Raw genomic sequence first — 13,804 nt, forward strand, 5'->3', positions numbered from 1 at the left:
GGGTCACCGGTAGCGGGAGCACGGAAGAATGAGTCAAACTGGTTGACCGAAGCTACGACGCCCGAGACGGATACGTCAATATGCCTGACCTAATAAAAAATGCGCTGCAACTCCAGGCCATGGAAGCCTTCTTCCACAGCTACCGGGCCTTCACCGCGAAACCCGACGAGATGCTGGCGCGCCGCGGCCTGAGCCGGGTTCACCACCGCATCCTGTTCTTTATCGCGCGCAATCCGGGGCTGAGCGTCAGCCAGCTGCTGTCCGCCCTCGGCGTGACCAAGCAGGCACTGAACGTGCCGCTGCGCCAATTGCTGGAGCGCGACCTGATCCGCAGTGAAGCCTGCGACAACGACAAGCGCCGGCGCCTGCTGGAGCTGACGACCGAGGGCGGCAAGCTGGAAAAGGCCCTGCGCCAGGAACAGGGGCGCCTGCTGCAACGGGCCTTCGACGAGGCCGGAGAGGACGCCGTTCGCGGCTGGCTGGCGGTCAACCAGGCCATCGCCTGGTCACAGGACGAAGACTAGCCGGCGGCGGCTTCCAGCTCGCGGGCGGCGCGCAGGAACATCAGCGCCAGCGGCAGCAGGCTGGCCATGGCCAGCGCAGTACCGGGCAGGAACAGCAGGACGCTGAGCAGGCACACGCCAGAGGTGACCTCCAGCCAGCCCATGATTTTCACCGACGGGTACGGCAACTCGATCTTCAGCAGGCGGATGCCGTACCACAGGGTGACGATGCCGGTGGGTACGAAAAGCCCCATGAAGCCCATCAGCGCACCGTTGAATTCGCCGCTGAGCTGGTCGTCGAAAACCAGACTGTAGGTCTGCATCACCAGCGCGATGGCGATCGACAGCCCAACCGGCCAGCCCAGTCCGCGGGCACTGAAGCGATCCTCGAGAAAATGTCGGGTGCGCCACAGCAGGAAGCAGCCGAGCACCGTACTGAGCACGCCGACCCAGAGTTCATAGCGCTGCCAGGTGCTCGACTCCTGCAGCGCGGCTGCGAAAGACAGGACGAACAGCACCAGATTGCACAGTAACAGCGCCAGACTCAGGCCAGCGAGCAGGCGCAGGCGGCCGGAACTCCAGCGCCCGGCGAGGAATGCCCCCGGAGCGCTCTGATCCACCAGCTCGACCTTGGGGGCGGCGTAGGGATTCTGTTCCATGCTGGCGATCTTCCATCAGTCGTACGGCTTTCCCGCACCATACCGACGCACTTTCGCGCACGCCACTGCTGCTAGCACTGTACGGGCCACTCGGCCGCTGGCTGTTATGGGACAGCCCGGAGCCTGCGGGATTAGTCTGGCCCGACAACTAGACCGGTATACCGCCATGCCCCTCGAACTCCTCGGCGCCTTCGTGCTGTTCGCCTTCGTCACCTCCATCACCCCCGGCCCCAACAACATGATGCTGCTGGCCTCGGGCGTGAACTTCGGCATCCGCCGCACCATTCCGCACATGCTCGGTATCAGCATCGGCTTCCTGCTGCTGGTGGTCGCCGTGGGCCTGGGCCTGCACCAGCTGTTCGAGCGTTTCCCGGCGACCTACGCGGCGCTGCGCTATGCCGGTGGCGCCTACCTGCTCTATCTGGCGTGGAAGATTGCCCGCTCCGGCGCGCCTGAGGCGAAAGGCGAGAACGCCGCCAGCCCCATGACCTTCCTCCAGGCTGCCGCTTTCCAGTGGGTCAACCCCAAGGCCTGGGTGATGGCCGTGGGCGCCATCGCCACCTACCTGCCGGCCAACAGCTGGATCGGCAACGTGGTGCTGATCGCCACCCTGTTCGCCGTGGTCAACCTGCCCAGCGTGGGCGTCTGGACGGTGCTCGGCAGTCTGCTGCGGCGCTGGCTGGAAGATCCGCTACGGTTGCGCCTGTTCAACTTCGGCATGGCGGCACTGCTGGTCGCTTCGCTCTACCCTCTGCTTACCCGCACCTGACGGAAATTCGTGCATGACTGACACCACACCCGCCTCTGCGCCCCTGCGCCCGCTGGCCGACTCTTCCCCCGCCGCCATCGTCGCCGGGTTCGTCGCCATGCTCACCGGCTACACCAGCTCGCTGGTGCTGATGTTCCAGGCCGGCCAGGCGGCAGGGCTGACCACCGCGCAGATATCCTCGTGGATCTGGGCGCTGTCCATCGGCATGGCCCTGACTACCATCGGCCTGACCCTGCGCTACCGCACCCCCATCGTCATCGCCTGGTCCACCCCCGGCGCCGCGCTGCTGATCAGCAGCCTGCCCGGCGTGCCTTATGGCGAGGCCATCGGCGCGTTCATCGTCTGCGCCGCGCTGATCACGATCTGCGGCATCACCGGCAGCTTCGACCGCCTGATGCGCCAGGTGCCCGGCTCGCTGGCCTCGGCCTTGCTGGCCGGCGTGCTGTTCCGCATCTGCATCGAGATCTGCAACGCCGCGCAGCAGCAGACGGCACTGGTGGTGGCAATGTTTGTCAGTTACCTCGTTGCCAAGCGCCTGTCGCCGCGCTATGCGGTGTTCGCTGCGTTGCTGGTGGGCATTGCCTTGGCCGGCTTCCTCGGCCTGCTGAACTTCAGCCACTTCCAGCTGGAGATCGCCCGCCCGGTGTGGACCACGCCGAGCTTCTCCCTGGCCGCCACCATCAGCATCGCCATCCCGCTGTTCATCGTCGCCATGGCCTCGCAGAACATGCCCGGCCTCGCCGTGCTGCGTGCCGATGGCTACCAGGTACCCGCCTCGCCACTGATCTCCACCACTGGCATCGCCTCGCTGCTGCTGGCGCCTTTCGGCTCCCACGGCATCAACCTGGCGGCCATCAGCGCAGCCATCTGCACTGGCCCGGAAGCCCACGAGAACCCGCACAAGCGCTACACCGCCGCGCTCTGGTGCGGGCTGTTCTACGGCATCGCCGGTATCTTCGGCGCCACCCTGGCCGCGCTGTTCGCGGCGCTCCCCAAGGCGCTGGTGCTGTCCATCGCCGCACTGGCCCTGCTCGGCTCGATCACCAATGGCCTGACCAACGCCATGGCCGACGCCCGCCAGCGCGAAGCGGCGATGGTGACCTTCCTGGTGACCGCCTCGGGCTTCACCCTGTTCTCCGTGGGCTCGGCCTTCTGGGGACTGGTGGCCGGCCTGCTGACCCAACTGGTGCTGAACTGGCGCCGCGCGCCGTAAGACCCTTCTGCTAGCATGCGGGCGTTTCCCGCCCACGGATCGCCCCGCATGCTGCACACCCTGGCCGTCGCCAACTACCGCTCGATCAATTCACTGGTGCTGCCACTGGGCCGGCTGAACCTGATCACCGGCGCCAACGGCAGCGGCAAGTCCAACCTCTACCGCGCCCTGCGCCTGCTCGCCGAAACCGCCCAAGGCGGCGTGGTCAACGCACTGGCGCGCGAGGGCGGGCTGGAGTCCACCTTCTGGGCCGGGCCGGAAAGCCATTCGCGGCGTATGCGGACGGGCGAAGTCGAGGTCCAGGGCGGCCCGCGCAACGAAGTGAAACGCCTACGCCTGGGTTTTGCCGGTGAAGATTTCGGCTACGCCATCGCCCTCGGCCTGCCGCCACCGCCAGTGGTCAGCGCCTTCGGCCTGGACCCGGAGATCAAGCACGAAAGCATCTGGGCCGGCCCCTGGTATCGCCCCGCCTCGCAATTGGTGGAGCGCAACGGCCCGATGCTGCGCGCCCGCGAAGGCCGCAGCTGGCAGGTTCTGGAGCAGCACATCCCGACCTTCGACAGCCTGTTCACTCAGATCGGCAGTGGCTCCGACTGCCCCGAAGCCCTGTTGCTGCGCGAGCAGATTCGCGGCTGGCGCTTCTACGACCACTTCCGCACCGACGCCGACGCGCCTGCGCGTCAGCCGCAACTGGGGACTCGCACCCCGGTGCTGCACCATGACGGCCGCGACCTCGCCGCCGCGTTGCAAACCATCCGTGAAATCGGCGACGCCGGCGCACTGGAAAATGCCATCAGCGATGCCTTCCCCGGCGCCGAACTGCAGATCGACTGCCAGCCCGGCGGGCGATTCGCCGTGGCGCTGAAGCAGCACGGCCTGCTACGCCCGCTGAGTGCCTCGGAGCTGTCCGACGGCACCTTGCGCTACCTGCTGCTGGTCGCCGCCCTGCTCACCCCGCGCCCACCGTCACTGATGGTGCTCAACGAACCGGAAACCAGCCTGCACCCGGACCTGCTGCCGGCGCTGGGACGCCTGATCATCGCCGCCTCGAAGCACACCCAGGTCTGGGTCGTGTCCCACGCCAGCCGGCTGATCGCCACGCTGGAGGAACACCCCGAGTGCAATTGCCTGCACCTGGACAAGGAACTGGGCCAGACGCGCATCCGCGACCAGGGCATGTTCGACGCGCCCGCGTGGCATTGGGCGGATTGATCGCCAGCGGTCAGACCTTCATCTGACCGGCGTCGCGAACCAATATCAGGCGTGTGCCTGCTCCGGCGCGGTCTTGGCTACGCCACGGCTGACCCACCAGCCGAACAGCCCGGCGGTGAAGAACATCAATACGCCGTAGATCGCTGCGGGAATCGCCATGGTGCTGTTATTCAGCAGCATGGGACTAAGCGCCAGAGCAATCGCCAGGGTGCCATTGTGGATGCCGATCTCCATGCCGATGGCGATGGATTGCGGTTTGGACAGCTTGAGCAGGCGCGGCACACAGTAGCCCACGGCGAGGCTCAGCAGGTTGAAGCTCAGCGCCGCCGCACCGACGATAGGCGCGTAGGTGAGGAAGGTCTGCCAGTCCTTGGTCACGGCCACGCCAATGATCACCGCCAGCAACAGCGCGGAAAGGATCTTCACCGGTTTCTGCAGCGCCGCCGCCACGCCCGGCAGCAGCCGGCGCACGATCATGCCGATGGCCACGGGGCCCAGCACGATGACGAACACCTGCAGCACCTTGCCGAACTGCAGCGGAATGGTCTGGCCGTCGTTCATGAAGTACAGCAGCGACAGGTTGACGATCAGCGGCATGGTAAGGATGGCGATCACCGAGTTCACCGCGGTCAGCGTGATGTTCAGCGCCACGTCGCCGTGGGCCAGGTGGCTGTAGAGGTTCGCCGTGGTGCCGCCAGGGGACGCGGCGAGCAGCATCATGCCCACGGCCAGCGCAGCTTCAAGGGCGAAGCCGACGGTGATGAGGAAGCAGGCCAGGGGCAGCAGGATGATCTGGCACACCAGCCCGATGAGCACGGGTTTGGGATAGCGCACTACGCGGGCGAAATCAGCGACCGTCAGGGACAGGCCGAGGCCCAGCATGATGATGCCCAGGGCGATGGGCATGAAGAGCGTCAGCAAGGGATCGTTGGTCATTGTCATTATTCTCCAACTGGAATGGGCCGATTGTTTCGGCCTCTTGGGCGCTTGTAACTGGCCTTGCAGGCCAAAACCACTTCATCGTGTAACAGAATGCGAAGGTTTGTAGCGAACAGGGCGGGATCGTGAGGCGAGCGGGCATTTCGTAGGAGCGAGCTTGCTCGCGAACCGCCCAGCGAGGAATCGGCCGGGAACCCCGTTCGCGAGCAAGAACTGGGCGTCTCCCTCGCTCCTACAGGTGTTCCATTGCAATCGCAGCGTGGGGCTTAGTCTGTAGGGCGCATAACCTGGAACAGGTTATCCGCCGGCCAAACCGGCGGCGGATAACACTGGTGCGTTATGCGCCCTACGAAAGCGTCAGATCGCCGTGGCGCCACCATCCACCGGCAGTGCGATACCGGTGGTGAAGCCGGCGTGGTCGCTGCACAGGTAGAGCACGGCGGAGGCGATTTCCTCGACACGGCCAACGCGGCCCACCGGGTGCATGGCGGCGGCGAATTCGGCCTTCTTCGGGTCGGCCTCGTAGGCGCGGCGGAACATGTCGGTGTCGATCACCGCCGGGCACACCGCGTTGACGCGGATTTTCTTCTTCGCGTACTCGATGGCGGCGGACTTGGTCAGGCCGATCACCGCGTGCTTGGAGGCGGCGTAGATGCTCATTTTCGGCGCGGCGCCCAGGCCGGCGACCGAGGCGGTGTTGACGATGGCGCCGCCGCCCTGCTCCAGCATCACCGGAATCTGGTGCTTCATGCACAGCCAGACGCCCTTCACGTTGACGCCCATGATGGCGTCGAACTCGCTCTCCTCGCCGTCGGCCAGCTTGCCTTTCTCGATCTCGATACCGGCGTTGTTGAAGGCGTAGTCCAGGCGACCGTAGGCGGCCACGGTGCCTTGCACCAGCGCCTTGACCTCGGCGTCGCGGGTCACGTCACAGCGGATGAAGGTCGCCTCGCCACCCGCCGCGCGGATCAGCTCGACGGTGCCTTCGCCGCCCTTGGCGTCGACGTCGGAAACCACGACCTTCACGCCCTGCTGGGCGAAGGCCTGGGCGGTGGCGCGGCCGATGCCGTTGGCGGCGCCGGTGACCAGGGCGACCTGGCCGGAAAGCAGCTGACTCATGAGCGATCCTCGAAGCGATGGGGAGATAACCGTCGCAGTCTAGCCAGCGCGTTGCGGGCGCGAAGCACTATCAGGCGGGGCGACGTCACTGCATCCATGCTGATGATGATTCAGTCGAGGCCGGATCACTGGAACCGATAGACGAACATTCCTCCGGCGGACGGAACTTGCCCCGAGGCGGCAGGCGGACTATCACCTAGGCTTTCCCCTGACTGAGTCCACTGCCATGTCTGCCCAGATCAACCGTCAATTCCAGCTCGCCCAGCGCCCGGTCGGCGCTGCCACCCGCGACACCTTCGCCTACGTGGAAACCCCGGTCGGCGAGCCCGGCCCTGGTCAGATCCTGGTGAAGAACCAGTACCTGTCGCTGGACCCGGCCATGCGCGGCTGGATGAACGACGCCAAGTCCTACATTGCCCCGGTGGCCATCGGCGACGTGATGCGAGCTCTGGGCGTGGGCAAGGTAATCGCCTCGCAGCACCCGGATTTCAAGGTCGGCGATGAAGTGAATGGCGCGCTGGGCGTGCAGGATTACTTCCTCGGCGAGCCCAAGGGCTTCTACAAGGTCGACAGCCAGCGCGCGCCGTTGCCGCTGTACCTCTCGGCGCTGGGCATGACCGGCATGACCGCCTACTTCGGCTTCCTCGATGTCGGCCTGCCCCAGGCTGGTGACACCGTGGTCGTCTCCGGCGCCGCCGGCGCGGTGGGCAGCGTGGTCGGGCAGATCGCGAAGATCAAAGGCTGCCGTGTGGTCGGCATCGCCGGTGGCGCCGACAAGTGCCGCTACCTGGTGGACGAACTGGGCTTCGACGGCGCGATCGACTACAAGGCCGAAGACGTCAACGCCGGTCTCAAACGCGAATGCCCCAAGGGCGTGAACGTGTTCTTCGACAACGTCGGCGGCGACATCCTCGACGCCGTCCTGGCCCGCCTGGCACCCAAGGCGCGGGTGGTGATCTGCGGTGCAATCAGCCAGTACAACAACAAGGAGGCGGTGCGCGGCCCGGCCAACTACCTGTCGCTGCTGGTCAACCGCGCACGCATGGAAGGCATGGTGGTGATGGACTACGCCCACCGCTTCCAGGAAGGTTTCAAGGACATGGCGACCTGGATCGCCGAAGGCAAGCTGAAGTCGAAGGAAGATATCGTCGAAGGTTTGGAAACCTTCCCCGAGACCCTGGCCAAGCTGTTCAGCGGCGAGAACTTCGGCAAGCTGGTGCTGAAGGTCTGACGACCCGCGCAATGCTCTTGTAGGAGCGAGCTTGCTCGCGAACGCTCTTCCCGGTGATTGCAATGCTGGGCAGTTCGCGAGCAAGCTCGCTCCTACAGGTCGGGTCAGGCCGGCTGCGTTGCTTGCATGCTCTAACTCGATGATTTCCGACAAGCCCTGAACCGCCTTTCCAGCTAGGATTTCCCTTGGTCGACTCCAAGGAAGATCCCCCGATGTCCCTCGCCCGTTGGCTGCCCGGTCTGGACAGCCTGCTGCACTACCGTTTCGACTGGCTGCCGCGCGACGTACAGGCCGGCCTGTCGGTGGCTGCGGTGCAGATTCCCACCGCCATCGCCTATTCGCAGATCATCGGCTTTCCGCCGCAGGTCGGGCTCTATGCCTGCATCCTGCCGATGCTGATCTACGCCGTCGTCGGCAGCTCGCGGCAGCTGATGGTCGGGCCGGACGCCGCCACCGCCGCGATGGTCGCTGCGGCCATCACGCCACTGGCGGCCGGCAACCCGGAACGGCTGCTGCAGCTGTCGATGATCGTCGCCGTGCTGGTGGGTGCCATGTCCATCGCTGCCGGTTTCGCCCGCGCCGGCTTCGTTGCCAGTTTCCTCTCGCGGCCCACGCTGGTGGGCTATCTGAACGGCATCGGCCTGAGCCTGATCGCCGGCCAGCTGGGCAAGATTCTCGGCTACCACAGCGAAACCAGCGGGTTTGTCCGCGGCCTGATCGCCCTGGTGCGCAACCTCGTCGATACCCACCTGCCGACGCTGGCACTGGGTGTCGGCACGCTGGCACTGATGATCCTGCTGCCACGCCGCTACCCGAAGATTCCCGGTGCCCTGGTCGGCGTGCTGTTCGCCTCGGTGATCGCCGCACTGTTCGGCCTGGACCAGTACGGCATCAAGCTGCTTGGCGAAGTACCGCAGGGCCTGCCCCACCTGAGCTGGCCGAAAACCAGCGTCGAGGAACTGGGCAGCCTGTTCCGCGATGCCATGGGTATCACCATCGTCAGCTTCTGCAGTGCCATGCTCACCGCGCGCAGCTTCGCCGCCCGCCACGGTTATGCCATCGACGCCAACCACGAATTCATGGCGCTGGGCATGGCCAACATCGGCGCGGGGATTTCCCAGGGCTTCGTCATCAGCGGCGCGGATTCGCGCACCGCGGTGAACGACATGGTCGGCGGCAAGAGCCAGCTGGTCGGCGTGGTCGCTGCGCTGGTGATCGGCCTGGTGTTGCTGCTGTTCAGCAAGCCGCTGGGCTGGGTGCCGATGCCGGCGCTGGGCGCGGTGCTGCTGATGGCTGGCTGGGGGCTGATCGACTTCCGCGCCCTGCGCGGCTTCTGGGCGCTGAGCCGGTTCGAGTTCGGCCTGTGCGTGCTGACCACCGCCGGCGTGCTCAGCGTCGGCGTGCTGCCGGGCATCTTCGTCGCCATCATGCTCGCCCTGCTGCGCCTGCTCTACCTCACCTACCGCCCACATGATGCGGTGATGGGCTGGGTGTACGGCATCGACGGCCAGGTGGAAGTCGAGCAGTTCCCCAACGCGCGCACCTTGCCGGGGCTGGTGATCTACCGCTTCGACGCGCCGATCCTGTTCTTCAACGCCGACTACTTCAAGCAGCGCATCCTCGAAGTGGTGACACAGACGCCGAACGCTCGCGCCGTGCTGCTCAATGCCGAAGGCATCCTCAACCTGGACATCAGCGGCCTGACCACGCTGCGGGAAGTGCAGCAGACCCTGGAGGCCCAGGGCGTACACCTGTCCCTGGCGCGAGTGACGGGCGAGACGCTGGCCCTGCTCAAGCGCTCGCAACTGCTGGGCGAGGTAAAGCCCCCCCTGGTGTTCAGTTCGGTGCGCGCGGGCGTCAACGCCTACCGGCGCTGGCACCTGCAACGCAAGCGCGAGCAGGCGACGAACGCCCAGGCCTCACAGGCGGAACTGCCCGACCAACCCCTGTAGCTCGCGGCTGAGCTGTGCTAGCTCGACACTGGAAGACGCGGTGGACTCCATGGCCTGCGCCGACTCGTCGGCGATGCCACGGATGCTGCTGACACTGCGGCTGATTTCCTCCGCAACCGCGCTCTGCTGCTCGGAGGCGGCGGCGATCTGCTGGTTCATCTGGTGGATGACCGCTACCGCCGAAGCAATGGTGCCCAGCGCCGCTTCGGTCTGCACCGCATCGCCCACGGTCATCTCCACCAGGGCGTGGCTGCGCTGCATGCGTTGAACAGAAGTCGTCGCACCGTTCTGCAGGGCGGCGATCAGCGTCTCGATCTCCGCAGTGGACTGCTGGGTGCGCCGCGCCAACGCCCGCACCTCGTCGGCCACCACGGCGAAGCCCCTGCCCTGCTCGCCGGCCCGCGCCGCTTCGATGGCAGCGTTGAGCGCCAGCAGGTTGGTCTGCTCGGCGACGTTCTTGATCACCACCAGCACACTGCCGATGCTCTGGCTCTCGCGGCCGAGCTGCTCGATGCTTTCGGTGGCCGCGCGTACGGCGGCTGCCAATTGCTCGATGCGGCCAAGCGTCTGGCGCACCACATCCTGCCCGCTGGCCACCTTGCCGTCGGCCTGTTCGGCGGAGCTGGCGGCCTCCTCGGCATTGCGCGCCACGTCGTGGACGGTGGCGGCCATCTGGTTCATCGCCGTGGCGACCTGATCGGTCTCGGCCTTCTGGCTGTTCACCCCGTGCTGGGTGCGCTCGGTGACGCTGGACAGCGCCTGCGCCGAGGCGGTGATCTGCCCCACGCCATCGCTGAGGCGGCTGACAATGCCACGCAGGCTGTCGGCCATGCTGCCTACCGCGCCCATCAGTTGGCCGACCTCATCCTTGCGGCGCACGTCGATACTCACGCTCAGGTCGCCCTCGGCGATGCGGCGAGCCATGCCGATCACCTGGCGCAGCGGCCGCACGATCATCCAGGTGATCAGCAATGAAGCCAGCGCGCCCACCAGCAGTGCCAATACTGCGGAGCCGACAATCAGCAGCGTATTGGTGCGCAGCTGCGTCTGCATGGCGGCGCGCTGCGCGGCATAGGCGTCGTCGACCTGCTGCATGACCTGGGCCGCGCGGTCGTTCATCTGCGCATGGACCTGTTTTTCCTGTTCGAGGCTGGCGGTGTATTCGTCGAGTTTCTCGACGAAGGCGTTGATGTTGGTGATGACGTCCTTGAGCACCGAGACGTAGGTCGGGTCGGTGATCGCCTCCTGCAGCTTGGCGGAAAGCTCCAGCGCCTCGGCAGCAGACTTGATACGGCCGCCCTCGGCCTTCTCCTCGCCACCAGACTCCAGGCGTGAGCGGGCCTCGTTCAAACCCTGCAGCACCAAGCGATAGAGCTGGCTGACCTGGGCGGCCTGCTGCAGCAGTTCCTCGCCCTTCTGGCCCTGGGACTCCTTGAGTTCGTAGGCGCCGTCATCGGCGAGGCTGGATTGCAGGATGTCCAGGCTGTTGGACGCGCCACTCACCGACCAGGTGGCAGCGTCCAGCGACAGGCGCCGGCTCTTGCTGGACTTCTCGAAATTGGCGAAGGCAGCGAGGTAGTCGGCGACGCCCTGCTCCACGCGGGTCATGGCCGCTGCCTGATCCGGCTGGGCCTTGAGCCGCGCCACCGCTTCGCCGAGGTTGCCGGCGTGCTCACGCAGGCGTTTGGCGGAAGCATCGCTGGCGTCGATCACGAAATCCTTCTCGCTCTGGCGCATCTCCAGCAACTCGCGGTTGATGGTCGACATGTCGCCCAGCAGGTCGAAGCGCTGGGAAATCGCCCGTAGCGAAGTCACGCCGATCACCGCCACCAGAGCGGTGAGCAACAGCACCAGGCCGAACCCTATGGCCAGTTTCTTCGCCGTTCCCATATCGGCCAGACGACGCTGCACGAAGGCAACCATGGCTTCTCCCCCATCCGCAATGGCGTTTCAGGAAATCCCCGAAGGTCTCCTGATCGTTATCGCTGCTTTTGGACGGAACATTAGGAGCGCCGCACACCGACTGGATAGAGGGCACGACGGTGATGGCACGGTGATGCTGCACAGAGATACGTGGAGGTCGTATCCAGAACACTGAACAGAACTTTCCTGGCACGTAAACGGAAATCGCCGACAGCGACCTGGTGGCTTGAACGTTCAGATTCCGACACCTGACTGTCCACTCCCGGTGCTCGGATGAACGCCCACTACCAACTGGTCCTGCAGCGCCCGCTGGCGGGATTCGCCCACCAACTACGGCTTCCCGTGCTGTACCGCGAACAGCGCCGCCTCGATCCATTGCTGCTGGCCCGCGGGCAGTTGCCGATTCGCCGCTTCGTCTGCCCTCTGGCCTGCGATGAGGTCAAGGGCGAATGGCTGGACTGCTGGTTCGATGCCCAGACCGGCTGGCGTCTGGTGCATGGCATCGTCGGTCTGGTTCACGGCGGTACGTTGGAATTTCCGCAGCGCGACGCATTGCTCTCGGAACTCTTCGCCCTTGGCGAACGGCTGGACGTGGCGCGCATGGGCGGCATCCACTGGCAGCTCGGGCTGGAGCTGGAGTTCGCCTGACGCCCCGGCGCCAGGCGCGATGCATTACTTCGGACGAATCATGCTGAAGGTGTCGCGGGTGTAGCTGTACTGGGTGCCGCCCAGACGCCCCACCAGATCCAGCTTCGCCGGGTCGACATGGCGCTCGTCCTGCATCACCGACTCATCGATATGCGCCAGTAGCACGCGGGCGAAGATCAGCAGGCTGGAAGGGTTCTCGGCCGGGTACGGCATGATTTCCGCCAGCTGGCATTCGAAGGCCACCGGCGCGGCGACCACTCGGGGCGGTGCCACGCGCTCGCTGGGCACGGTGGCGATGCCGGCGTGCTCGATCTCGCTGACGCCGTGGGGCAGCCAGGCGGCTGTGGCATTCATGGCCTCGGCCTGGGCGGCGCTGACCAGGTGGATCACCAGCTCGCCGGTTTCACGCACGTTGCGCAGGGTGTCCTTGACGCTGCCGTCCTCACGCACGCTGGTGTTGATCAGCAGAGTTGGCGGCGAATCGCTGATGACCTGGAAAAAGCTGAACGGTGCGAGGTTGCTTTGGCCGTCCTCGGACAAGGTGGTAACCCAGGCGATGGGCCGCGGCGTGACGGTGGAGGCCAGCCAGCGGTAGGCCTCGGCCTTGGACAGTTGGGTGAAGTCGAGTTGCATGGGCTGATCCGGAGAAAACGGTGGGAGATACGGCGAGAAGGCGCGGGCCGCTTCAGGCGGCCCGGCAGTGCGCGGCTCAGCGGCCGGCGCGGGATTCCTTGATGTAGAAGCGCGCTCGGCTGGCCTTGTCGGAGCAGCCGGTGTAGGCCTCGACCTGCTGCTGGGTCTTGGCGGCCGTCAGCAGACCCAGGGCCTTGGAGTAGCTGACGGTGCCGGCAAAACCTTCGGCCTTGGCCAGGTCCAGTTCGTGCCAGGCGGCATCCAGTTGCGAAGCGCAGCTGTCGCGGTTGACGGTCTTGCCCGAACAGCCTGCGACGGCCAGCACCAGGGCGATGATCAGGGGGATGCGCGGCATGACGGAACTCCTGGAGATAGTCGGGGGTGAATCCAGCTTAGAACGCGGCGCGGGGGCCTGCCGGACGGCGCCGCAGTATGCCATCGGACGGATGGCGTTCAAGCGACTACTACACTGTTTGACCACGGGATATCCCGACAGGAGAAGGATCATGGTGCACCAGGGCAGTTGCCATTGCGGGCAGATCGCGTTCGAAGTGGAAGGGGATGTCGGTGAAGTCGTGTCATGCAACTGCTCGATCTGCCGGCGCAAGGGGTCGCTGCTGTGGTTCGTGCCGCGCGGCAAGCTGAAGCTGACGACTCCTGAGAGTGCGATGAGCACCTATACGTTCAACACCCACCGCATCGAGCACCGTTTCTGCCCCACCTGCGGCTGTGCCCCGCTGGCCTACGCCAGCGCGCCGGACGGCACGCCGATGGCGGCGATCAATGTGCGCTGCCTGCCGGGGGTAGACCTGGCGGGGCTGACCGTGAAGGAGTACGACGGCAAGAGCCGGTGACGCTCCAACTCGTCGGGCGGATAACGCTGCCGCGTTATGCGCCCCACGAAGCTCCGCCACCCTTCCCGCAAACGCTTGCGTAGGATGGTGTGGAGCGCAGCGATACCCATCGTTCTCATGCGCCGACAGCAGCATGGGTATCGCAAGCT

General features: G+C 65.8%; 14 protein-coding genes and 1 pseudogene. 8 read left to right on the top strand and 7 right to left on the bottom strand.

Going from position 1 to position 13,804, the window contains the following annotated elements; all coding sequences use genetic code 11:
* The first annotated feature begins 80 nt into the window (after positions 1 to 80).
* Positions 81 to 524 carry a MarR family transcriptional regulator gene (locus FAS41_RS19985; RefSeq protein WP_138525184.1) on the top strand — a complete coding sequence of 148 codons (444 nt, stop codon included), beginning with the start codon at positions 81 to 83 and terminating at the stop codon, positions 522 to 524.
* Here the strand turns inward: FAS41_RS19985 and FAS41_RS19990 are convergent.
* Positions 521 to 1,162: a hypothetical protein gene (locus tag FAS41_RS19990; protein WP_138525185.1), complete on the bottom strand. Its 642-nt coding sequence runs from the start codon at positions 1,160 to 1,162 to the stop codon at positions 521 to 523. The two genes, FAS41_RS19985 and FAS41_RS19990, sit on opposite strands and share 4 nt — an antisense overlap.
* A 166-nt stretch (positions 1,163 to 1,328) precedes the next feature.
* Between FAS41_RS19990 and FAS41_RS19995 the strand changes: the two genes are divergently transcribed.
* Genes FAS41_RS19995 through FAS41_RS20005 form a run of 3 tightly spaced genes read left to right on the top strand, consistent with a single transcriptional unit; the run spans position 1,329 to position 4,356 of the window.
* Positions 1,329 to 1,931, top strand: coding sequence for a LysE family translocator (locus FAS41_RS19995; RefSeq protein ID WP_138525186.1), 603 nt, complete (start codon positions 1,329 to 1,331; stop codon positions 1,929 to 1,931).
* A 13-nt stretch (positions 1,932 to 1,944) separates the two neighbouring features.
* Complete coding sequence (locus tag FAS41_RS20000) at positions 1,945 to 3,144, top strand: benzoate/H(+) symporter BenE family transporter (protein WP_138525187.1); 1,200 nt, start codon at positions 1,945 to 1,947, stop codon at positions 3,142 to 3,144.
* Positions 3,145 to 3,192: 48 nt separating this feature from the next.
* The gene (locus FAS41_RS20005; RefSeq protein ID WP_138525188.1) at positions 3,193 to 4,356 is read left to right on the top strand and encodes an AAA family ATPase; all 1,164 of its coding nucleotides are present in this window, start codon (positions 3,193 to 3,195) and stop codon (positions 4,354 to 4,356) included.
* Positions 4,357 to 4,401: 45 nt separating this feature from the next.
* Here the strand turns inward: FAS41_RS20005 and FAS41_RS20010 are convergent, their stop codons facing one another.
* Positions 4,402 to 5,292: a bile acid:sodium symporter family protein gene (locus tag FAS41_RS20010; RefSeq protein WP_138525189.1), complete on the bottom strand. Its 891-nt coding sequence runs from the start codon at positions 5,290 to 5,292 to the stop codon at positions 4,402 to 4,404.
* 360 nt (positions 5,293 to 5,652) lie between these two features.
* Positions 5,653 to 6,414, bottom strand: coding sequence for an SDR family oxidoreductase (locus tag FAS41_RS20015; RefSeq protein ID WP_138525190.1), 762 nt, complete (start codon positions 6,412 to 6,414; stop codon positions 5,653 to 5,655).
* A gap of 226 nt (positions 6,415 to 6,640) precedes the next feature.
* Here FAS41_RS20015 and FAS41_RS20020 point away from each other — a divergent pair, with 226 nt between their 5' ends.
* Together FAS41_RS20020 and FAS41_RS20025 are read left to right on the top strand one after the other, a co-directional pair.
* The gene (locus FAS41_RS20020; protein WP_081520648.1) at positions 6,641 to 7,645 is read left to right on the top strand and encodes an NADP-dependent oxidoreductase; all 1,005 of its coding nucleotides are present in this window, start codon (positions 6,641 to 6,643) and stop codon (positions 7,643 to 7,645) included.
* Between the two features lie 212 nt (positions 7,646 to 7,857).
* A complete protein-coding gene (locus tag FAS41_RS20025; protein ID WP_138525191.1) occupies positions 7,858 to 9,597 on the top strand; it encodes a SulP family inorganic anion transporter in 1,740 nt (579 codons plus the stop codon).
* Here the strand turns inward: FAS41_RS20025 and FAS41_RS31485 are convergent.
* Both FAS41_RS31485 and FAS41_RS31490 read right to left on the bottom strand, forming a co-directional pair.
* Complete coding sequence (locus FAS41_RS31485; RefSeq protein WP_425049181.1) at positions 9,565 to 10,446, bottom strand: methyl-accepting chemotaxis protein; 882 nt, start codon at positions 10,444 to 10,446, stop codon at positions 9,565 to 9,567. The two genes, FAS41_RS20025 and FAS41_RS31485, sit on opposite strands and share 33 nt — an antisense overlap.
* Positions 10,423 to 11,520 (bottom strand): annotated as a pseudogene (locus FAS41_RS31490) (HAMP domain-containing protein); the annotation flags it as partial. The gene FAS41_RS31485 and the pseudogene FAS41_RS31490, both read right to left, overlap by 24 nt.
* 273 nt (positions 11,521 to 11,793) lie before the next feature.
* On the opposite strand from FAS41_RS31490, the gene FAS41_RS20035 reads away from it, so the two are divergent.
* The gene (locus FAS41_RS20035; RefSeq protein ID WP_138525193.1) at positions 11,794 to 12,168 is read left to right on the top strand and encodes a hypothetical protein; all 375 of its coding nucleotides are present in this window, start codon (positions 11,794 to 11,796) and stop codon (positions 12,166 to 12,168) included.
* 24 nt (positions 12,169 to 12,192) lie between these two features.
* Here FAS41_RS20035 and FAS41_RS20040 read toward each other — a convergent pair whose 3' ends face one another.
* A complete protein-coding gene (locus tag FAS41_RS20040) occupies positions 12,193 to 12,801 on the bottom strand; it encodes a flavin reductase family protein (RefSeq protein WP_138525194.1) in 609 nt (202 codons plus the stop codon).
* A 76-nt stretch (positions 12,802 to 12,877) separates the two neighbouring features.
* Positions 12,878 to 13,156, bottom strand: coding sequence for a hypothetical protein (locus FAS41_RS20045; RefSeq protein ID WP_138525195.1), 279 nt, complete (start codon positions 13,154 to 13,156; stop codon positions 12,878 to 12,880).
* A gap of 151 nt (positions 13,157 to 13,307) precedes the next feature.
* Here FAS41_RS20045 and FAS41_RS20050 point away from each other — a divergent pair, with 151 nt between their 5' ends.
* Positions 13,308 to 13,655, top strand: coding sequence for a GFA family protein (locus tag FAS41_RS20050; protein ID WP_138525196.1), 348 nt, complete (start codon positions 13,308 to 13,310; stop codon positions 13,653 to 13,655).
* Positions 13,656 to 13,804: the final 149 nt, after the last annotated feature.

The organism is Pseudomonas nicosulfuronedens, assembly GCF_005877905.1.
Taxonomy (GTDB): Bacteria; Pseudomonadota; Gammaproteobacteria; order Pseudomonadales; family Pseudomonadaceae; genus Pseudomonas; species Pseudomonas nicosulfuronedens.